This window comes from Acinetobacter sp. ANC 5054 (assembly GCF_002135295.1).
Classification (GTDB): Bacteria; Pseudomonadota; Gammaproteobacteria; order Pseudomonadales; family Moraxellaceae; genus Acinetobacter.
The window spans coordinates 225,000-245,456 of record NZ_NEGG01000003.1 but is presented as its reverse complement, the minus strand read 5'-3'; the positions used below and the strand labels follow the sequence as shown (position 1 = coordinate 245,456).

Sequence of the window (20,457 nt, the reverse complement as noted above, 5' to 3'; positions counted from 1 at the left end):
AAAATGCTTATAGAACAGGGAGGTACTGTACTGATTATGCAGCTTTTTATAGTGAAACTGTGAATGTAGCTGTTTATGTGGTTTTACAAATTTTCAAATCGAAACATTCTAGAGTAAGTCATTGAGAATATGCTAATCTTGAGACATAGTTTTTAAGTACAGTGCATAGATGTCAATTCTAAATTCAGCGGTCGATACAGTTCATCAAAATATTCATCAGCGTCAGTCGATTGGGCATTTAATTGAGCCTGCGCCGAATGCTGAGCAATTGGAAAAAGCATTTCAGGCAGCATTAACTGCGCCAGATCATCATCGTCTCAAACCGACACGGTTTGTAGTGATTCCTGAGTCTGAACGTGAAGCATTTGGTGAATTGTTGTCACATGCTTTGGCGGATACAGGGCAAACTGAAGCAGCGCAATTAGAACGGGTTAAACATCACCCATTTCGTGCACCACTATTGGTACTTGCTTTAACACAATTGCAAGATCATTCAAAAGTTCCACACTTTGAGCAAATATTAAGTTCAGGTGCTGCAATTCAAAATTTCTTGTTGTCACTTCAAGTGCAAGGCTTTTCGACTATGTGGCGTAGTGGAGCTGTAGTCGAATCAAAATTATTTAAACAAGCTTTGGGCTTGTCTGAACGCGATTTAATATCGGGCATTATTTATATAGGAACAGCTGTAAAAGCGATTCCAGCACGTGCAGAAATTGCATCAACTGAATTTGTGCGCAAGTGGCACACGGCGAACCAATAATTCTGAAAAAGATAAATAGAGAGATTAGGATAAAATAACAATGTCGGAACTTGATTTTGCAAGTCTAGTAAGCCCAGTATCTGTAGACCAAAAAACGGCACTTCGTGTGACGGTTTTAGGTGGTGGTAGCTTTGGTACAGCGATGGCAAATACAGCTGTACGTAATGGCTGTGATACCATGATCTGGATTCGTGATGAAGCCGTCGCAGCGGATATCAATGCCACACATATAAACAAGCGCTATTTACCAGATTTTCAATTAGAGGCGGGTTTGGTCGCTGAATCAAATTTGGAAAAAGCGGTTCGTGACCGCGATATTATTTTGGTTGCGATTCCAAGCCATTCTTTTCGTAGCGTTTTACAGCAAATTAAACCATTTATGACTTCACAAGCAGTGGTATCACTGACCAAAGGCATTGAAGCTAAAACCTTCAGTTTTATGAGTGATATTATCCGTGAAGAACTTCCTGAAGTGCCTTATGGCGTACTTTCTGGTCCAAACTTAGCAAAAGAAATTGTTGCAGGTCAGCCAGCAGGCACAGTTATTGCTAGCCAATCTGAGTTGGTTCGCTATGCCGTACAGCAAGCATTGCATAGCGCTTTATTCCGTGTCTTTGCTAGTGATGATGTCCATGGTGTTGAATTGGGCGGCGCACTTAAAAATATCTATGCAGTTGCGATGGGACTCGCTGCGGCCTATGGTGTGGGTGAAAATACTAAGAGTATGATTTTGACCCGTGCATTAGCTGAAATGAGTCGCTTTGCTGTGAAGTTGGGTGCCAATCCTTTAACATTCCTTGGCCTTTCAGGTGTGGGTGATTTATTCGCAACGTGCAGCAGTCCACTCAGTCGTAATTATCAAGTTGGGTTTGCACTCGGAAGTGGTAAAACCTTGGAACAAGCCACAACAGAACTTGGTCAAACCGCCGAAGGGATCAATACTATCGTACAAGTGCGTTCACGTTCGGAAGAGTTGGGTGTGTATATGCCAATTACCAGTGCCTTATATGAAGTTATTTTTGAGGGTGCACCTGCATTAAATATTGCATTGTCACTGATGAAAAATGGTCATCGTAGTGATGTTGAGTTTGTGTTACCACATCAGCAAGTTTGATGCAGTTCAATCTCGAACAAGATCATTACATTGTCATATGAGCTGTATATAATGTGCGGAATATTATAGGGAAATTTTATGCAACTGACTTTAGTGCGACATGGTGAAGCAGCGCCGCCGATTATGGGAGATGATGTTAAACGTCCTTTAACAGAGCGCGGTGAAACGCAAGCGGCTGAAACCGCAGCGTATTTAAAAAATGTGATTCGACCTGAAGTCTTTGTGGTGAGTCCATTATTGCGTGCTCAACAAACCTTGGCACATTTACAATCTTATTTCCCAAATGTCCCTGTAGTGGTCTGTAATACAATTAAACCTGATGATGATGCAAAAGTTGCCGTTGAATGGTTATCACATTTACCGTATGAATCCATTGTTGTGGTTTGTCACATGAATGTAGTGGCACACATGGCAGCTTTGTTGGTTTCAGAGTTTTTTAATCCTTACGCTTTAGCAGAAGCGCGTATTTATGATCAGGCTGTGATCGCACCGGGCTTGTCTACACAAATTAAAACGTTTATACCATCTATATAAAAACCAATTAAAACGGCAGAAAATAATCAATGTTGTATTTATGGATGCCAGAAGCCAATGGGGTTTGGCAATGGTCAGAAGGGGATTTCTGGAAACAGTCATCTACACTTGAACAGCTGATTCAGGAAATTCAGCCACATGCAGGAAAAGATGCGGTTGTATTTTTTCCAAGCCGTGATGTGCAAATCATTCAACAAAATTTCCCAAAAGCACAATATAAAAAATTGGGACCAGATGGGGTGAAATATCTCCTAGAAGAGTACGTGATTCTGCCGCTCGATTCGATGAAAGTGTTACATCATTTTGAGAATCCAGATCATTTGACTGTGATGGGGATTGCTAATAGTGCTGTTGAAACTATGCAGCATGCGCTGACACTCATTCCTGTGAAAGTTATTTCTCTACTGCCTGACTTCTTAGTCTTGCCAAATCCTGAAGATAATCAATATGTATTGGCGAATGTAACCGGTCATCTTTTGGTACGGAATGGGGAATATTGGGGGCAGTCGGTTGATGATTTGGCATTATTTTTGGATTATCAAACGGAGCAGCCTAAGTATAAGATTTCCAACCTGAGTGCAGATCAAACCCATTGCCTAGAATCAGCAATTATACGTGATCAAATTGAGTCTTTTTATTATGAATTGCCTCAGATCAAGAAGCCAAAACAGCATCCTTTAAATGTATTACCAAAAGCCAAAAGCAATAGTGGTGTCTCTGGTTATTGGAAGGCATGTGCTGCGGTATTGGTGGCAGCCTTGATTATCCAATTTAGTTATGATGCTGTGCGTTGGTATCAATATAAGAAAGTTGCAAATATCACGGCCAATCAGGCAATTGATCAATTTAAATATTGGTTTGGACAAAATTATCCTGTAACAGAGCAGACTTTAAGAAGTCAATTTGAAGCGCAGCTACGTCAAAGCCAAACGGGTAATGCACAAGCATTGTCGCTGTTAAGTCGAATTGGTCCGGTGTTGATGCAAAATCAAATTGTGGCTAATCGCGTGAGTTATGATGCATCCATGTTGAATATGGAACTGAAAGCCAATTCTGCAGAAGTCCTACAAAACCTAATGAATCAATTAAAACAACAAGGTTTTAAAGCTGAGTTAGGAAATATTCAACCCGGTGCAAATGGTGCCATTGGATTGGTGAAAGTACAATAATGACAAAAATGGAACAGTTTCAGCAGCGTATAGACCTGCAAGTAGAGCGTATTACCGATTATTTAGATCGTTTGACTTTACGTGAACGCATCATGGTGATTTTTACCAGTATCTTTGTCATTGTTGCTGCGGTTGGAGCGGCATTATTTTATATGAATAAGGCGGCGAATTTTCAGCAAAAGCGGGTTAATGAATTAAAAGACACCGTTGTTTGGATGCAAAGTAATGCTGTTACCATGAAGCCTGCTAGTGACACTCAAATGACAGCTTTAGAAAAAGTACAACGTGTTGCACAGCAGCAAAGTTTGTCGGTTGCATCACAACAAATGGGTGAACAAATTCAGCTTGCTGTAATGCATGAAAATTATGCGATCTTGGCAAATTTCCTCACGCAATTAGTGCAAATGGGCTTAAGCATTGAAAAGATGGAATTTAGTTCTGAAGCAGGGCAGGTTAAATTAACAGCGACTGTACAATAATTGGTAAAAATAAAGATCTGCTAAGCATGGTGTTTTTGTGATGCTGTGCCTATAATATGCCGACTTAAAAAGCAGTAGACTTTTATAGATATGTTGTATTCTCTAGCCCGCCCTTTGTTGTTTACCTTAGCACCAGAGCGTGCACATGAGCTGACACTATCGCTGTTGAAATCTTCTCATAAAATGGGAATGATGCGTCAAAACGTGGCGTCTAAACCAGTAACCTGTATGGGAATTGAATTCCCTAATCCAGTTGGTTTGGCGGCAGGTCTTGATAAAAACGGTGCTTATATTGATGCGCTAGCCGCTCAAGGCTTTGGCTTCATTGAAATTGGTACCATTACACCACTTCCTCAGCCGGGCAATCCGGAACCGCGTCTATTCCGGTTACCTAAAGCAAAAGCCATTATTAACCGTATGGGTTTTAATAATGATGGGGTAGACCAACTCATTGCAAATGTGAAAGCAGCTAAATTTAAAGGCGTGCTTGGCATCAATATTGGTAAAAATGCTGCAACACCTGTAGAAAATGCTGTTGATGATTATTTGATTTGCTTAGAAAAAGTTTATAACTACGCATCATATATTACGGTGAACATTTCCTCTCCAAACACGAAAAACTTACGTAGTTTGCAAAGTGGTGATGCATTAACCAAATTACTCGAAACATTGAAACAACGTCAGCTTGAACTTGCTGAAGAATTTCAACACTATGTACCGCTTGTGTTAAAAGTTGCTCCAGATTTAGAACCTGAAGATATTAATTTTATCGCGCAACAATTGTTAAATTGCAAAATTGATGGTTTGATAGTTACCAATACCACATTATCTCGTGAAGGCGTTGAAGGACTACCTTTTGGTGATGAAGCGGGTGGCTTGTCTGGTGCGCCAGTATTTGAGAAAAGTACGGCATGTTTGGCTGCATTTGCTAAAATTTTAAATGGTCGCATTCCTCTGATTGGTGTTGGTGGAATTTTATCTGGTGCTGATGCTGTAGCGAAAAAAGAAGCGGGCGCAACCCTTGTACAAGTTTATAGTGGCCTCATATATACAGGTCCTGGACTTGTAAAAGACTGCGTAGATGTATTGTAAATATCATGAATACCATTGATATCTTCATACTGATTATATTGCTCATTGGAGGGCTGAACGGTTTGCGTCAAGGATTTATTAAAGCCTTTGCGAACTTGATAGGATGGATTCTTGCACTTGTCGTTGCGGCAAAATATGCAACCATTCTCGCACCTTCGATGTCGGCGCTCAGTACAGATCCAGTGGTACAAAAAATTGCAGCGTTTGCATTTATTGTATTGCTTATCGTTGTATTGACTTGGATTGCAACTTGGTTGCTCAATAGTATTTTGAAAACCCTAAAACTTGGTCCGTTAAATCGTTTGGCGGGTGGGGTTTTCGGAAGCCTAAAAGGGTTGTTGGTAGTGTTAATCACTATGCAGGGCATCGGGCCTTGGGTGGAAAGTTCGCCGCACTGGAAGCAATCTAAAGTTGTGCAGTCTTTATTGCCGTATGCACCATGGGCAGCAGAGTTGTCTAAAGATGCTGCAAATCAAGCCCTTCATCATATTAATTCCGAAGATGCTCCGAAATCTTCTGACCCTTCATCTGCGACGCCGAATAAACAAGGGCGCTCTTCGACAGGTGAATCAACGAATAATCCTTTTTATTAACCCTAGCTTGTCTGCGAGGTTGCTATGTGTGGAGTAGTTGGTATAGCTGGTAAATCACCTGTTAACCAAATGTTGTTTGATGCGTTAACGATGTTACAACATCGTGGACAGGATGCAGCAGGGATCGTAACTTGTCAGGATGGTCGTTTATTCCTGCGTAAAGATACGGGTATGGTACGTGATGTGTTCCACACACGTCATATGCGTGCGTTACAGGGTAATTATGGTATTGGCCATGTGCGTTACCCAACAGCAGGTTCTTCGAGCAGTGCTGAAGCACAACCATTTTATGTAAACTCACCTTATGGCATCACACTTGCACATAACGGTAATTTAACCAACGCAGCTGAAATTCATGATGATTTGTTCAAGACGGATTTACGTCATATGAACACGGACTCAGACTCAGAAGTTTTGTTAAACGTATTTGCACATGAGCTGCAAAAGCGTCCTAAGTTAACGCCAACAGCAGATGACATTTTCCATGTTGTTTCTCGTGTGCATGAGCGTTGCAAAGGTGGTTATGCCGTTGTTGCGATGATCACTGGTCAAGGTCTTGTGGGTTTCCGTGATCCAAATGGTATCCGTCCATTGATCTACGGTTCTCGTGAAACTGAAAAGGGTGTGGAATATATTATTGCTTCAGAATCTGTTGCGATTACTGCACTTGGCTTTAAAGTTGAGCGTGATATTGCCCCAGGTGAAGCGATCTACATCACTGCTGACGGCGTTATGTCGACTAAACAATGTGCAGCAGAGCCTGAGTATCGTCCATGTATCTTTGAATACGTTTATTTTGCGCGTCCAGATGCAACGATTGACGGTATTTCTGTATACAAAGCACGTTTGAAAATGGGTGAAAAACTTGCGCAGAAAATTCTACGTGAATGGGGTGATGAACACGACATTGATGTTGTAATTCCAATTCCTGATACTTCACGTACTTCTGCACTTGAACTTGCAAACATGCTAGGAATTAAATTCCGCGAAGGCTTTATGAAGAACCGTTATATCGGTCGTACTTTCATTATGCCAGGTCAGCAACAGCGTAAAAAATCAGTGCGTCAAAAGCTAAACCCTGTAGAGCTTGAGTTCCAAGGCAAAAACGTACTTTTAGTCGATGACTCGATTGTGCGTGGTACAACCTGTAATGAAATTATTCAGATGGCACGTGATGCGGGTGCGAAAAAAGTATTCTTTGCTTCTGCTGCGCCAATGGTGAAATATCCAAATGTGTATGGTATTGATATGCCAGCAAAATCTGAACTGATTGCATCAGATCGTAGTGTTGAAGAAATTCGTGAAATTATCGGTGCAGACCGTTTAATTTTCCAAGATCTAGAAGATCTTAAAGCGGCTGTTCGTACCAAGAAAGTACCTGAGCTACAAGATTTTGACTGTTCTGTATTTGATGGTAAATATGTCGCTGGTGGAATTGATGCAGACTATTTAACCGCATTAGAACAGAAACGTAATGATTCTGCGAAAAATGATACACCTGCATACATTGATGTAAATATTGATGCTGCATCTGTAGATTTGACTGGTGTTCGTGAAGAATAATCTGCTCAAAACATACTGAAAAAGCGGGAATTTCCCGCTTTTTTCATTTATGATGAGTTAACAAAAGACAATGTAGCTTAAGGGTATTACATTGAGACGTGTGGGTTATGATTTTATAAAAAACAAAAATATGTTTTGGCCAGCCACCATGTGTATGGCGGCGGTGACTTTGACTTTAGCAATCATTAATCTGATCTGTGGTTTGATTGTGAACTACTATGATTCCTCTCAATCCATTTATTGGCATGTGTTGAGTCCATATCTCATTGCCACCATTTTAATCATTATGCTGATTTCAGTGATCTATGAGTTTTATACCTTTCGTCTAGGTGGATATTCACTGGCCAAACAATTAGGTGCACGCCGTTTAAGTCTAATTGAAAGCATTCCTGAGGAAAGTGTTGCATTACGGATTACTGAACAACTTGCAGACACTTTTTTAATAGATACACCTGCTTTATATGTACTGCCTGATGAAGTTGGGGTGAATGCGCTGACTGCGGGTTTTAATCCACGTGATACATCTATTATTTTGACTTGGGGGGCTTTGCAAACCCTCGATGAAATGGAAATGTATGGTCTGTTAAGCCATGAGTTTAATAAAATTTTGTCTGGTGAGGCTGCTGAAAATACGCGGCTTAAAATCCTTTATAGTGGTTTAACGACGTTTAGTCAGTGGGGCAGTAAAATTGCCAAACGTGGCTTTTATAAAAATGGACAAGCCCGAGACAATAAATTTGAGACCTTGTATGTTGCTATTGGTGCAATCATTTGGTTGATTGGTAGTCTGGGTGTACTGATTTCACGTTTCATTAAATATATTTCATTGGGATCAAGAACATATCGTAATGATCAGAAAACCAAACGATTAATTCAAAATGATGCCAATATTCAGACTTTATTACGTATTTATGTGCATCACTCTGGTTCGCAAATTTATAGTGAATATGCTGAGTCAATTTCACATATGTGCTTTGCGAACTCTTTGAGTCAACAAAACTGGATGAATATACATCCAAGTATTGAGCAGCGTATTTTTGAATTAAATCCTGCTTTAATTCAGGATTTACAATTAGAAAATTTAAAAAAACTTAGAAATCAGCCGCTTTTTAATTTGTTTCGTTCGCTTGAAGAAGCAAATCCTGATGTGACGACGCCATGGAGTTCACCGCAACCATTGCCGTTATTGCGTTTGTCACCGATCAGCTTTGCCATTAAGGATGCGATCAAACCTTTAAATCCAGAAGTGCGTTCTAATTGGCAGCGACCTGAACTGATTCAGCGTGCATTACAAACAGCGACAGGTTCTCGTGAAGTGATGGTGGCTATTTTAATGATTCGCCAATATCGTGAGTTTATTCCCACAGAAGCAGAAGTAAGCCGCGCAATTGTCGATGCTTTATTGCATTTGGATGGGCGTGTACATATTTCAATATTTCATGAAGCATGTAAAAACATTGGCGCAATGCCTGCGACAATTTCACGCCAATTTTTAACCAAACTTGCAAAAATTATTCAGGAAGATGGTGAAATTGGTCTACTTGATGCATTGCTGCTTGAAACGGTAAAGTTTGAATTAAACTTACTTCCAGTACATACACCGACATCGCTTGATGACGTGAAACCTAGTATTGTGCGATTGATTGATGCATTGTTGCATGTACAGCAAATCAACAGCGATAACCAACTAGAAGTCCGTGAAAAAATATTGAACCGCATTCTATCTAAAGAAGAATTAGAATTTTATCGTGATATTTCAGATGAGCCGATTGATTTAGCGGAAATCTTAAATGATATTTCAGGTTTATTATTACGTGAGCGTTTAAGTATTTTGGGGGTAGCTGAAATTTGTTTGTGGAATGATCGGATTATCACGCAAGACGAACTTGATGTATTGCAATTGCTCTATTGGCGCATAGGTTTTAAAACAGATGAAATGCTTGAATTAATGCAAAAGAAAAATAGTCTAATGATTATTTAATGGATATGTTTATCTAGTCGATAACTTTTACAGAATTAAAGCGATGCTTAGAATATTTGTTTGGTGAGCAATTAAATGGTTTATAAAAGTTCAGCAAAATATAGGTAATCCCGTTAGAATAGCAGACCAAATATAGGTGATGATGAAAGCATGATTGGGCATCAGCGAAGCATAATGGCAGCAATGGGAATCGACCTTTGGGTTCCTCAGGCTGCACCGTGCCAGCAGCATAGTTCAACCATTTGGCGTGATCAGTCCGCGCCAGAAGCGATTTCTGAAATTATATTAAAAAATGTGCCTGAACAACTCATTGTTCAAGCAAGCACACAGCTGAAACAACACGCAGAGACGCCAGTCACTTCAGTTGTAGAAGAAAAAATTGAAACTGCTGAAGTTGTCGTTTCACAAGCAGATATTCAGCCTGCATTACAGATCGCTGCATTTAATCTAGAAGCGATTTGTTTAGCACATTGTGTGGTGATTATTGATTCCACAGCATTAAGTGCAGATCAGCAAGTTTTGTGGAGCAATATTCAACGTGCAGTAAGTTCTGATTTCTTTGCCTTGCAATGGCCTTTTGCATGGATCAATCTGCAAGATGGTCGTGGTGCAGGGGCTTATGTACAAGGTTTCTTGGATGCGATTAGCTTAGATAAAAATGTGATTTGTCTTGGCTCAATTCCTCATTTAAATAATACTCAGGTTTTCCCACTTGCCTCATTGCAACAGATGATTGAACAGCCACTTTTGAAAAAAAGGCTCTGGCAGTTCATGCAAAATAAGGCAGAATAAATAGCAAATTCAAATGACATGGAAATTGTATGCAAAAAAAAGTTGTGGTCTTTAGTCAAATAGATTCAGAAATCCTGCAACGATTAGAACAACAATTTCATGTCGTTCAAATCAATCCAAAATTAGGCGATGTTAATCAACAATTATTAGAACAGACTCAAGATGCCGATGGTTTAATTGGTGCGGGTCGCATATTAAATCAATCAAATTTAGCGCATGCAGACAAACTAAAGGTTATTTCAAGTGTGAGTGTGGGTTACGATAATTACGATTTGAACTATTTAAACCAGCAAAAAATTTGGTTAAGTCATACCCCACATGTACTCACGGAAACCACAGCAGATTTAGCATTTACATTACTTATGAGTGCAGCGCGTAAAGTACCATCACTTGATACATGGACCAAGCAAGGTCAGTGGAGCAGAACGGCTGGGCCAGATCAATTTGGGATGGATATCTACGGTAAAACACTAGGGATAATTGGGCTTGGACATATTGGTGCCGCTATTGCTCGCCGCGGTTTTCATGGGTTTAATATGAACGTGCTGTACCATGGACGCCGCGAAAAAATAGAAAGGGCTGAGCAATTTAAAGCTCAGTTTTGCACGCTTAATGAGCTGCTGAGTCGTTCGGATTTTGTGGTGCTAGCTGTGGATTTAAATGCAGACTCTAAAGCATTGATTGGGCAGCGAGAGCTTGAACTCATGCAGTCACATGCAGTTTTGGTCAATATTTCTCGTGGTTCAGTCTTAGATGAAAATGCATTAATTCAAGCTCTAAAGCAAAAGCAAATATTTGCGGCAGGTTTAGATGTTTATGAGAAAGAACCTTTACAAAGTTCAGAACTTTTTACATTAGATAATGTGGTGACTTTGCCGCATGTCGGTTCAGCAACTGCTGCAACGCGAAAAAGAATGGCCGAATTGGCTTATCAAAATTTACTGGATGTTTTACTCAGTGATAAAAAACCACGATATGTCGTGAATCCTAATTTTCAATAAAATATTCACTACACATTTCTCCATAATTCAGCAGTTTTCAATGCTATATTCAATTTAAGTTTTCATATTAATTTGAGATTTCACTTTGAAAAAGATTTTACTGGCATGTAGTCTTGGGCTTTGTACCAGTCTGGCTCAGGCGCAGTCTGTAGATTTTAATTCAACACCTCAGTTTGATGTCCCCGAAATTGGCAGTGGGGTGGGATTACTTGATCAACAAAAAGAACGTGCCATTGGTGAAAAAGTTTATCGTGAAGTTCATAAGCAACTTCCCGTAACTCAAAACCCATGGATTGAAGATCGCCTGACTTTGGTTTTTAGTCATATTTTAAGTCAAACACAATTGAGCCAGCCAGTCGGCTTATTGTTAATTAATGATGCTCAAATTAATGCTTTTGCTGTGCCTGGTGGTTTGTTTGCGCTGAATGCAGGGCTAATCAATTCTGCACGAAATATGGATGAAGTAGCAGGAGTGATGGCACATGAAATTGCACATGTATCACAACGTCATTACAGTCGTTCCCAAGAAGCCTTTAAAGGGCAGGGTTTACTCTCACTCGCAGGGATTTTAGTGGGTGCAATCGTCGCGTCACAGGCTGACGGTGATGTGGGTGCTGCGGTCATGATGGGTTCACAAGCTGCACTCATGGATAAGCAGCTAACCTATAGTCGAAATCAGGAGCGTGAAGCGGATCGTATTGGCATGCAATACATGTATCGTGCTGGCTTTAATCCGCAAAGTATGGCGGACTTTTTTGAAGTCATGCATCGTGCGACCAGTCGTGTAAGTTTTTTACCAGATTTTTGGTTAACCCATCCACTAACCACAGAACGGATGAGTGAAGCACGTTTACGTGCAAACCAATTACCTGTAGTTAAAACTAGTTTAGTAGATCAAGATTTTGAAATTCTGCGTTGGTATAGTCGAGTACTTTCAGGGCAGGCAACAGAACTGCAGCTAAATTCGATGGTGGCGCAAAAAAATTATGCAGCAGAATTAGCATTGGTGAGCTTGCATATACAGCAAGGTGATTTTAGTGCTGCACAGAAGTTGTTGGATGAAGCACATAAGCAAAATGCCACACATGCGCTTTTTATTATTTTACAAACCGATGTTTTGCTTGGTCAAAATAAGATCAGTGATGCACTAAATGCTGTGCGAAGCTCTGCTATTGTGATGCCAGAAAACCGCGCCTTAAATTATAAATATGCAGAAGCCTTAATTCGAAACAAAGATTACGCACAAGCGCAGATCATTTTACAACGCTTTTTACAGCTTAATCCACGTGATGTAAGCGGCTGGCGTTTGATGTTGCAAATGGCAAATGCAGATAGAGATGCGACTTTCCGTTCAATCAATGTTTTACGTTATCGTGCTGAGGTTGAATACTGGACAGGTAATGAAGAAAATGCGATCAAGTCTTTGTTGCAAGCAGAGCGGATTGCTAAAGATTCAAAAAGCCTTTCTGCGACAATTAAACAGCGTGTAGATCAAATGCAAAAAGAGCGGATGTTGAAAATTTAACAATTTAAATTCAAATATTTCATTATATTAGTTAGGTTTGTGATTCAATTATCGCAATGAGCAGCGTATTGAGAATTTCTAATTTAGGTGCTTTTAAATATTCGATGGTACACTGCAACATGTTTTATTTACCCTATGACAAAGATGCTTTTCATGAAAAAAATTATTTATGCAATCTTATTATCAGGTATTGGTTTTAATCTTTATGCAGCAAGTGCAGAACAATATGTGTTGGCTGTAAATGATATCAATGAAAAATATAAAAAAGATACGCGTCAATTTTTTATGAGTCTAGATCCGCAGCAGCAAGGTTTTACTTCACTGCAACAAGCACAATATTGTGGCATTGTACAAGTTTATGTAAATGATCTTTATCGCGCTGCAGATGAAAACCGCGCTTTTATTGACCGTGAATATCGCAATATGAATAAACAAGATGTTGTGCAGCAGGTTATGGCGAGCAAAGAAATGCAATTACTTAAAAAATATAATGTGCAATGCACTTTAAAATAGATCAAATTCAAATTTTGTTTTTCTGACGATTTTTTTTCTGGATAAAAATGCATTTCGATGATTTTAAAATAACCAATCAGAATATCGAACTCGCTTTAATTCAACTCAAAGATGCAGATGAACTCTTTAAAGCTATACAGTTGAGTTTAAATGAGTTACGAGCATTTCCCGCGAGTCTACCTTGGGCATTGGCAACACCGAGTCTAGAAGCCTCGCAAGCTTTTTGTCGCTCTAGGGTGGTTGCGGCACTGGATCAAGAAAACTTTGTTTATGTGATTCGTACTTTGGATAATCAAAACTTTATTGGGGTGATGGATATACATCAAATCGATTGGAAAGCAAATTCTGCTGCTGTAGGATTCTGGGGAAATGCACAATATAAACAGCAAGGCTATATGACACAGGCGCTTCAGTTATTCATTTCAACGCTATTGAATAAATTTTCATTTCAGCAATTGTTGGCGTATGTGGATGCTGATAATAATTTGGCGCGAGCTTTGTGTGAGCGAGCTGATTTTAAACTCATTGAAATTAAAGATGCAGCAATGCAAAACCCAGTAGATGGGAGTTTAAGAGATATTTGTCAGTATAAAATAGAAAAAGCAGATTAATTTAAAATTGAAGAGTAATTTAGAATAATTATGAGGCTGGATAATTTGGCTATTTAAGTCAAAGCAGCACTTAAATAGACCAAATCAAACAATATATCTTTGAAAGATTAAGAGAGTTTCGCTTTAATTTTAGCTGAAACTTGTGCAGGATCGGCACGTCCGGCTATGAGCGGACGTAGAGAGTTCATCACCTTACCCATATCTTTCATGCTAGTAGCTTCTTGCGCAGTAATCGTTTGCGCAATGATGGAATCAAGTTCTTCCTCAGTCATAGCTTCTGGTAGAAATTGAGATAAAACCTCGATTTCGGCTTGTTCCTTACTAGCTAAATCATCTCGGTTGGCACCTAAAAAGGCTTTAACCGATTCTTTGCGTTGTTTGATTTGCTTTTCAATGACCGCAAGAACTTGCTTATCGTCAAGCTCTATGCGCTCATCGACTTCGATTTGTTTGATTGCTGCCTGTAGACTACGTATTACCGTTAACTTTGCCATTTCTTTAGCACGCATAGTTGCTTTTAAAACTTCAGTTATTTGGTTTTTTAAAGTAGTCATTTATCTTGTCCAGGTTAGTCAATCAATCACAAATTAATCTTAGTAAAGGCGAGTAGTACGTACTGATTCGCGAGCCAATTTCTTTTGGTAGCGTTTAACAGCAGCAGCTTTTTTACGTTTACGTTCTTGAGTAGGTTTTTCGTAGAATTCACGTTTACGAACGTCAGCAAGAACACCTGCTTTTTCGCATGAACGTTTGAAACGACGGATAGCTACGTCTACTGGTTCGCCTTCTTTCAATTTAACTTGTGGCATGAAGAATCCTCATTAAGTTATGGATAAGATCTCGGGTCGAATTACCCTTGATCACAAGTGAAGGTCAGTATTTTACTCATTTACATCTCATATCACAAGTCTATAATAGGTTTCGCAATATTTTGAAATGGGTAATAGGCAGTTTAATGATCGTTTTAGGCTTGGAAACTTCGTGTGATGAAACAGGACTCGCACTTTACGATAGTGAGCAAGGATTACGCGGACAAGTATTGTATAGCCAAATCAAACTGCATGCAGAATATGGTGGTGTGGTACCTGAGTTAGCATCTCGTGATCATGTGCGTAAACTTATTCCTTTGATTAATCAATTGCTTGAAGAAAGTAAAATTGAAAAATCAGAAATTGATGCGATTGCCTATACACGTGGTCCGGGCTTAATGGGTGCATTAATGACAGGCGCATTGTTTGGTCGAACTTTGGCATTTGCACTAAATAAACCAGCAATTGGTGTGCATCATATGGAAGGTCATATGTTGGCACCTTTGTTGTCTAAAACTCCGCCAGAATTTCCATTTGTTGCCTTATTGGTTTCGGGTGGGCATACCCAATTAATGGCGGCTTATGGTATTGGTCAGTATGAATTACTGGGCGAATCAATTGATGATGCGGCAGGTGAGGCTTTCGATAAAGTCGCGAAAATGATGGGTTTGCCTTATCCGGGTGGTCCTAATATTTCAAAATTGGCTGTGGAAGGTGACATCAATGCATTTGCATTCCCACGTCCAATGTTGCATCAAGGTTTAGATTTTTCATTTAGCGGCTTGAAAACTGCTGTTTCTGTGCAATTGAAAAAAGTGACAGGCGAAGGTCGTGAAGCTGATATTGCTGCATCATTCCAAGAAGCTTTGGTTGATACTTTAGTTAAAAAATCAGTGAAAGCCTTGAAACAAACAGGTTTAAAACGTTTAGTGATTGCAGGTGGTGTAAGTGCCAATAAACGTTTACGTGAACGTCTTGAAGCGGACCTAGCCAAAATACGTGCAACTGTGTTTTATGCTGAACCTGCATTGTGTACGGATAATGGTGCGATGATTGCGTTTGCTGGCTATCAACGCTTAAAAGCAGGGCAACATGATGGTTTGTCTGTTACAACGACACCGCGCTGGCCAATGACTGAGCTAAGTAATCCAAATGAAGCTTAATTACTTCTAAAACGTTAAATGCATTCAAGCAAAAAAGAACCGCAAATGCGGTTCTTTTTTTGTCTAAGAATCTAAATTTGAAAATAATTGTGCACTGCTCACTTTTCGCATAAATCCTGCGCGTTTTAAGGCCAAAGTCACCATGTTGGTATTACAGGATTGAATTCCTTCAAAATTGCCAAGATCTTCAGTAATGAGCTTCCATAAATCACTTAAATCATTACATAGGACATGCCAGAAAAATTGTGAATCTCCACTAATGCCAAATAGGCAACGGGTGTTTTTAAGTTCCGACAAGGTTTTGGCAATTTGATTTGCCGCATCAGGACGGGCTTTAATCAAAATAATAGCTTCGGATTTAAAACCCATCAAACTGGGTTCAACATCAACACGAATATTGAAAATGCCTTCTTCCAATAAATCATTTAGTAATTTCTGCGTTTTATGTTCACTGAGTTCAATTTGATCTGCCAAACTTTTAATGGATGAACGCCCATCAATCGACAGAGCCTGAATCAGTTTTAATTCAGTTTCAGTCAAGCTTCTAAAATTGACGTTTTTATCGCTTGTACCATCTAAAGCTTTGGGTTTACTGGCCCAAGTAAAGGGTTTTAACACGGCTTGTGTTTCTACGGTTTTAATATCTGGGATTTGCGTAACAAAATCATGCATCCAAACAGAAAGATCAGCGGCTTTTTCTAATCCAATTTCAAGGAAAATGTCGGCAAGTCCAGTGGTTAGAAAGACAATACGCACTTCTGGACGATTTGCAAAAAATTGCGCAACTTCTTTTTCCTTGCCAAATTTCACACTGATCCACACATGAACCGTGTAGCCCTTGTTGGCTACCACTGGATTCAACTCAATCGCGGTGCGTATAACTTGATCATCTAGCAATTTACCCAGACGTCGAGACAGCTTTTTTTCAGGGACATCACTAATCTGACTCAATTCACGCCATGATCCTCTCGGATTGGAAATAAGAGCTTTGATGCATGCAGTATCGATTTCATCGAAACTAAAAGATTCACTCATGATGATTGACTTGTCTAAAAACTAATTATAATCTTAATTTAAGTCTAGAAAATAAAATACAACCCGTATTTATGTCTAAATATTAAATGAGACGCTTATGGAAGAGTCAAAAATGCAAAACTCAATTTCCACTCAGGGAAATGTATCACAAAAGAAAGTTATTCTTGCAGGAACTGTAGGAAATGCCATTGAATGGTTCGATTGGACGATTTATGCAACTTTTGCGGTATTTTTCGCGAAACAATTTTTCCCATCAGATGATCCAACGGCATCATTGCTTGCGACCTTCGCAATTTTTGCTGTTGGTTTCTTTATGCGACCACTGGGTGGAATCGTATTGGGCATCTTTTCTGACCGCTATGGTCGAAAAGCCGCTTTAGCCGCAACCATCATCATGATGGCAGGCGGATCATTAATGATTGGTCTTTCACCAACCTATGAATCGATTGGTATTTTTGCGCCGATTATTTTGGTGTTAGCGCGATTACTTCAAGGTTTATCATTGGGCGGTGAGTTCGCCTCAGCGGCAACCTATCTTTCAGAGATGGCACCAAAACATAAACGTGGATTCTATTCGAGCTTTATGTTTTTTAGTTCAGCAATTGGTATTTTGATGGCATCAGGTCTTGCTTGGGGCTTAACTAGTTCTTTGTCTGAATCGCAAATGAGCGAATATGGATGGCGTATTCCGTTTATTTTAGGTGCGATTGGTGGCTTAGTAGGAATGTGGATTCGTAAATCAGTACCTGATAGCGAAATGACCCATAAAAAAGAATCTGTGAAAAATCCTTTGGCCGTACTGATTAAACGTCATCCGAAAGAAACGCTTCGTATTGTCGGTATTTCTATCTTAACGACATTTGCATTCTATATTTTTGTGGTTTATGTCCCGACCTATGCCATTAAAGTTTTAGGTGCAGAGCCACAAACAGCCTTTGCTGCAAATACTGTTGGCTTAATTATTTTCATGCTGTGTCAGCCTGTATTTGGCTGGCTATCAGACAAAATTGGTCGTAAACCGCAGTTGATCGTATTTGCCGTGGGATATTTAGTTTTCTTTTATCCAATCATTAAATGGATGGATGGCACTTTTGCATCTATTTTATTGGTCGAGCTTTTTGGATTGGTTTTATATGCTTTATATACAGCCATTGGCCCAGCGGTCATGTCTGAACAGTTTCCGACAGAAGTTCGAGCAGTTGGCATTGGCGCACCTTACAATTTGATGGTGGCTTTACTTGGCGGCACAACACCTTATGTACTGACTTGGCTACAAAGTATTGGTAAACAAGATTACTTCTACTTTATGGTATTGGTTGGCGCATTATTAACATTAATCACATTTATTAAAATGCCTGAAACGGCAGGAAAAGGTTTGGAAGATATAAAATGAATATTGTGAATTTATCTGCACTTGAGCTAGGTCGTCAGATTGCCTGCAAAAAGATAACTTCAGTAGAGACAGTTCAATTTTATATTGATCGAAACCAAACATTTAAACATCTAGATTGTATTTCAGAGCTATTCGAAACCGAAGCTTTGCAACAGGCAAAATATTTAGATGAGTTGCTTCAGCAAGGAACACGATTGAGTCCATTTCATGGTGTTCCAATTTTATTGAAAGATAATCTGGATGTGGCGGGTCATATCACGCATGCAGGTACGGTTTATCTCGATCAAAAAGTGCAAGCAAATTGTGCGCTGGCTGATCAGTTACAGGATTTAGGTTTTGTGATTTTAGGTAAAACCAAAATGACCGAGTTGGCATTTGGTTTGTCTGGGCAAAATCCAATGCAGGGCACACCTAAAAATCCGTGGGCAGAACAGCAATTTGCGCCGGGTGGATCTTCTTCAGGTTCAGCTGTTGCTGTTGCTTGTGGACTCAGTCCGTTGGCATTTGGTGGTGATACAGGTGGTTCGATTCGTACACCAGCAGCATTGAATGGCATATTTGGATTTAAACCTTCAGCCCATAAAATTGCCGACACGGGTGCAGTGCCTTTATCTAAAACTTTAGATACTTTAGGGCCATTTGCTCGTTTTGCAGACGACATTAGTGCATTAGTGAATTTATTGACGGATGCAAATACCGATACGGCATCAAGTGAAAATGTAATTTATGCCTTAGATGAATCTGCATTTCCATATCCGCTTGAGCCTGGAGTATTAACGCTTTGGCGCGAAGGGCTAAAACGTATTGAGTCTTTAGGGGTTGAAATTAAAAACTGGCAACCGCCTGCACATTTTGATTTTCATGATCTTTCAGATCGAACATCTGACATTATTGCCTATGAAAGTTATTTATATCATGGCGATACAGCTGAAAATGCTGAAACAACGATGTGGGAATTGGTTCGCCAACGTGTGCTACGCGGTAAGAGTATTTCACAGGAAAAATACGAGTCATTGATTGCTGAACGAACTAAATTTCAGCAATCGTTTAAAGCCTCGTTAAACGGTCAATGTTTACTGTTTCCTGTAAGTCCATTCCTTGCAGCTATATCGAGCTCAACGGATACCGAGTTTAGTCATGTGGGTGAATATACACGTCCATTTAACTATTTAGATGCACCAAGTTATGCTTTTCCGATTGCTCAGAGTGTAAGCGGCTTGCCAATGGGTATTCAGTTGGTTTCATATCAAGCGAATGATGGTGATGTGATGCATACCGTGCAGAAGATTGCCAATGGTTTAAATATTCGTTCTGTGCTGCCACCGATTTGTCAGGATTAAGAATTAACGAGTCATTTGTAATATTCAATAAAAAAGAACCGCTATTGCGGTTCTTTTTTATCTTTAGTCTGCATTAAGATTTTTTAAGTTGCTCTGACCCAATCCAATGCTTCGAAAATTGATATGCCGCACGGCCAGAACGCTGTCCGCGTCCTTGCGACCATCGTAGCGCTTCGGCACGGGCTTCTTCAGTCCAAGGCATAGATGCTTTCGCCAAATAGTGCTCAACAATTTCTAAGTAGAGCTTTTGATCCATAGGGTAGAATGACAGCCACATACCAAAGCGATCAGATAAAGAAATTTTTTCTTCAATTGCTTCTTGAGGGTGTAACTCAGTATATTGCGGGACATCAACCTTAGTAACTGGGGTATTTTCATGCATGAACTCAGGCAGTAAATGACGGCGGTTACTGGTCGCATAAATAATAAAATTAGTTGAACCCGATTGTAATGAACCATCAAGCACACTTTTTAAGCTGCGATAATTTTCATCTTCTGCATTAAATGCCAAATCATCACAATAAACGATAAATTTTTCAGGACGGTCAGCAATCAGTTGCTGAATTAATGGTAAATCGGATAAATCATCACGTTCAATTTCAATTAAACGTAACCCTTTTTCAGCATACTGAGTCAATAAGGCACGAACAATGGATGATTTTCCTGTTCCGCGTGAACCTGTCAATAAGACATCATTGGTAGGCAGACCATTTAAAAACTGTAAAGTATTTTGAATAACTTTTTCTTTTTGACGTTCAATGCCTTTTAAATCATCCAAATACATAACTTTAGGCTGATGGATGGCTTTAAGTTGTTGATCTTGCCACTTGTAAGCAATACTTGAAAAGTCGGGAGACTGTTTTAAAGCAGGAAGGTTTTGCTGTAATTGTAAAAGTACAGTAGAAAGTGTTTGCAGGATGTTGTCAGGTAAATCAATTGTTGCCATGATGATTCAGCTTGTGCAGTCTTGTTGTAGGTTGGTGTATATCA

The 20,457-nt window shown here is 39.6% G+C and carries 21 protein-coding genes; 17 read left to right on the top strand and 4 right to left on the bottom strand.

Features of this window, described 5'->3' with window-relative positions:
* Positions 1 to 169 precede the first annotated feature (169 nt).
* The 14 genes from B9T33_RS04925 (at position 170) to B9T33_RS04860 (ending at position 13,727) form a co-directional block, all read left to right on the top strand.
* The gene (locus B9T33_RS04925; RefSeq protein ID WP_416202583.1) at positions 170 to 760 is read left to right on the top strand and encodes a nitroreductase family protein; all 591 of its coding nucleotides are present in this window, start codon (positions 170 to 172) and stop codon (positions 758 to 760) included.
* Positions 761 to 800: 40 nt separating this feature from the next.
* Positions 801 to 1,874, top strand: a complete 1,074-nt coding sequence (locus tag B9T33_RS04920; protein ID WP_086177834.1) for an NAD(P)H-dependent glycerol-3-phosphate dehydrogenase — start codon at positions 801 to 803, stop codon at positions 1,872 to 1,874.
* Between the two features lie 78 nt (positions 1,875 to 1,952).
* Positions 1,953 to 2,408 (top strand): phosphoglycerate mutase family protein, encoded by a 456-nt coding sequence (locus B9T33_RS04915; protein ID WP_086177833.1) that lies wholly within the window; start codon positions 1,953 to 1,955, stop codon positions 2,406 to 2,408.
* A 29-nt stretch (positions 2,409 to 2,437) separates the two neighbouring features.
* On the top strand, positions 2,438 to 3,577 hold the full coding sequence (gene gspL / locus B9T33_RS04910) for a type II secretion system protein GspL (protein WP_086177832.1): 1,140 nt from the start codon (positions 2,438 to 2,440) through the stop codon (positions 3,575 to 3,577).
* Positions 3,577 to 4,056, top strand: coding sequence for a type II secretion system protein GspM (gene gspM / locus B9T33_RS04905; protein ID WP_086177831.1), 480 nt, complete (start codon positions 3,577 to 3,579; stop codon positions 4,054 to 4,056). Before gspL ends, gspM begins: the two co-directional genes overlap by 1 nt.
* A gap of 90 nt (positions 4,057 to 4,146) precedes the next feature.
* Positions 4,147 to 5,148 carry a quinone-dependent dihydroorotate dehydrogenase gene (locus tag B9T33_RS04900; RefSeq protein ID WP_086177830.1) on the top strand — a complete coding sequence of 334 codons (1,002 nt, stop codon included), beginning with the start codon at positions 4,147 to 4,149 and terminating at the stop codon, positions 5,146 to 5,148.
* A 5-nt stretch (positions 5,149 to 5,153) separates the two neighbouring features.
* Positions 5,154 to 5,741: a CvpA family protein gene (locus tag B9T33_RS04895; protein ID WP_086177829.1), complete on the top strand. Its 588-nt coding sequence runs from the start codon at positions 5,154 to 5,156 to the stop codon at positions 5,739 to 5,741.
* Positions 5,742 to 5,765: 24 nt separating this feature from the next.
* Positions 5,766 to 7,304 carry an amidophosphoribosyltransferase gene (purF, locus tag B9T33_RS04890; protein WP_086177828.1) on the top strand — a complete coding sequence of 513 codons (1,539 nt, stop codon included), beginning with the start codon at positions 5,766 to 5,768 and terminating at the stop codon, positions 7,302 to 7,304.
* 91 nt (positions 7,305 to 7,395) lie between these two features.
* The gene (locus tag B9T33_RS04885; RefSeq protein ID WP_086177827.1) at positions 7,396 to 9,285 is read left to right on the top strand and encodes a M48 family metalloprotease; all 1,890 of its coding nucleotides are present in this window, start codon (positions 7,396 to 7,398) and stop codon (positions 9,283 to 9,285) included.
* A 174-nt stretch (positions 9,286 to 9,459) separates the two neighbouring features.
* Complete coding sequence (locus B9T33_RS04880) at positions 9,460 to 10,077, top strand: hypothetical protein (RefSeq protein ID WP_322853476.1); 618 nt, start codon at positions 9,460 to 9,462, stop codon at positions 10,075 to 10,077.
* Between the two features lie 29 nt (positions 10,078 to 10,106).
* Positions 10,107 to 11,078, top strand: coding sequence for a 2-hydroxyacid dehydrogenase (locus tag B9T33_RS04875; protein ID WP_086177825.1), 972 nt, complete (start codon positions 10,107 to 10,109; stop codon positions 11,076 to 11,078).
* A gap of 85 nt (positions 11,079 to 11,163) precedes the next feature.
* Positions 11,164 to 12,603, top strand: a complete 1,440-nt coding sequence (locus B9T33_RS04870) for a M48 family metalloprotease (RefSeq protein WP_086177824.1) — start codon at positions 11,164 to 11,166, stop codon at positions 12,601 to 12,603.
* A gap of 153 nt (positions 12,604 to 12,756) precedes the next feature.
* Complete coding sequence (locus B9T33_RS04865; RefSeq protein WP_086177874.1) at positions 12,757 to 13,116, top strand: hypothetical protein; 360 nt, start codon at positions 12,757 to 12,759, stop codon at positions 13,114 to 13,116.
* A 47-nt stretch (positions 13,117 to 13,163) separates the two neighbouring features.
* Positions 13,164 to 13,727 (top strand): GNAT family N-acetyltransferase, encoded by a 564-nt coding sequence (locus B9T33_RS04860; protein WP_086177823.1) that lies wholly within the window; start codon positions 13,164 to 13,166, stop codon positions 13,725 to 13,727.
* Positions 13,728 to 13,834: 107 nt separating this feature from the next.
* Here B9T33_RS04860 and B9T33_RS04855 read toward each other — a convergent pair whose 3' ends face one another.
* The gene (locus B9T33_RS04855) at positions 13,835 to 14,281 is read right to left on the bottom strand and encodes a GatB/YqeY domain-containing protein (RefSeq protein WP_086177822.1); all 447 of its coding nucleotides are present in this window, start codon (positions 14,279 to 14,281) and stop codon (positions 13,835 to 13,837) included.
* A 39-nt stretch (positions 14,282 to 14,320) separates the two neighbouring features.
* Positions 14,321 to 14,536: a 30S ribosomal protein S21 gene (rpsU, locus tag B9T33_RS04850; protein WP_001136722.1), complete on the bottom strand. Its 216-nt coding sequence runs from the start codon at positions 14,534 to 14,536 to the stop codon at positions 14,321 to 14,323.
* A gap of 146 nt (positions 14,537 to 14,682) precedes the next feature.
* Between rpsU and tsaD the strand changes: the two genes are divergently transcribed.
* Positions 14,683 to 15,699, top strand: a complete 1,017-nt coding sequence (tsaD, locus tag B9T33_RS04845) for a tRNA (adenosine(37)-N6)-threonylcarbamoyltransferase complex transferase subunit TsaD (protein ID WP_086177821.1) — start codon at positions 14,683 to 14,685, stop codon at positions 15,697 to 15,699.
* Between the two features lie 63 nt (positions 15,700 to 15,762).
* On the opposite strand, the gene B9T33_RS04840 is transcribed toward tsaD, so the two are convergent.
* Entirely contained in the window at positions 15,763 to 16,734 is a 972-nt protein-coding gene (locus B9T33_RS04840) for an Lrp/AsnC family transcriptional regulator (RefSeq protein WP_086177820.1), read from the bottom strand.
* 97 nt (positions 16,735 to 16,831) lie between these two features.
* Between B9T33_RS04840 and B9T33_RS04835 the strand changes: the two genes are divergently transcribed.
* Together B9T33_RS04835 and B9T33_RS04830 are read left to right on the top strand one after the other, a co-directional pair.
* Positions 16,832 to 18,127, top strand: a complete 1,296-nt coding sequence (locus tag B9T33_RS04835; RefSeq protein ID WP_086177819.1) for an MFS transporter — start codon at positions 16,832 to 16,834, stop codon at positions 18,125 to 18,127.
* On the top strand, positions 18,124 to 19,467 hold the full coding sequence (locus B9T33_RS04830) for an amidase (RefSeq protein ID WP_086177818.1): 1,344 nt from the start codon (positions 18,124 to 18,126) through the stop codon (positions 19,465 to 19,467). Before B9T33_RS04835 ends, B9T33_RS04830 begins: the two co-directional genes overlap by 4 nt.
* Positions 19,468 to 19,540: 73 nt before the next feature.
* On the opposite strand, the gene B9T33_RS04825 is transcribed toward B9T33_RS04830, so the two are convergent.
* Positions 19,541 to 20,413 carry an ATP-binding protein gene (locus B9T33_RS04825; RefSeq protein ID WP_086177817.1) on the bottom strand — a complete coding sequence of 291 codons (873 nt, stop codon included), beginning with the start codon at positions 20,411 to 20,413 and terminating at the stop codon, positions 19,541 to 19,543.
* Positions 20,414 to 20,457: the final 44 nt, after the last annotated feature.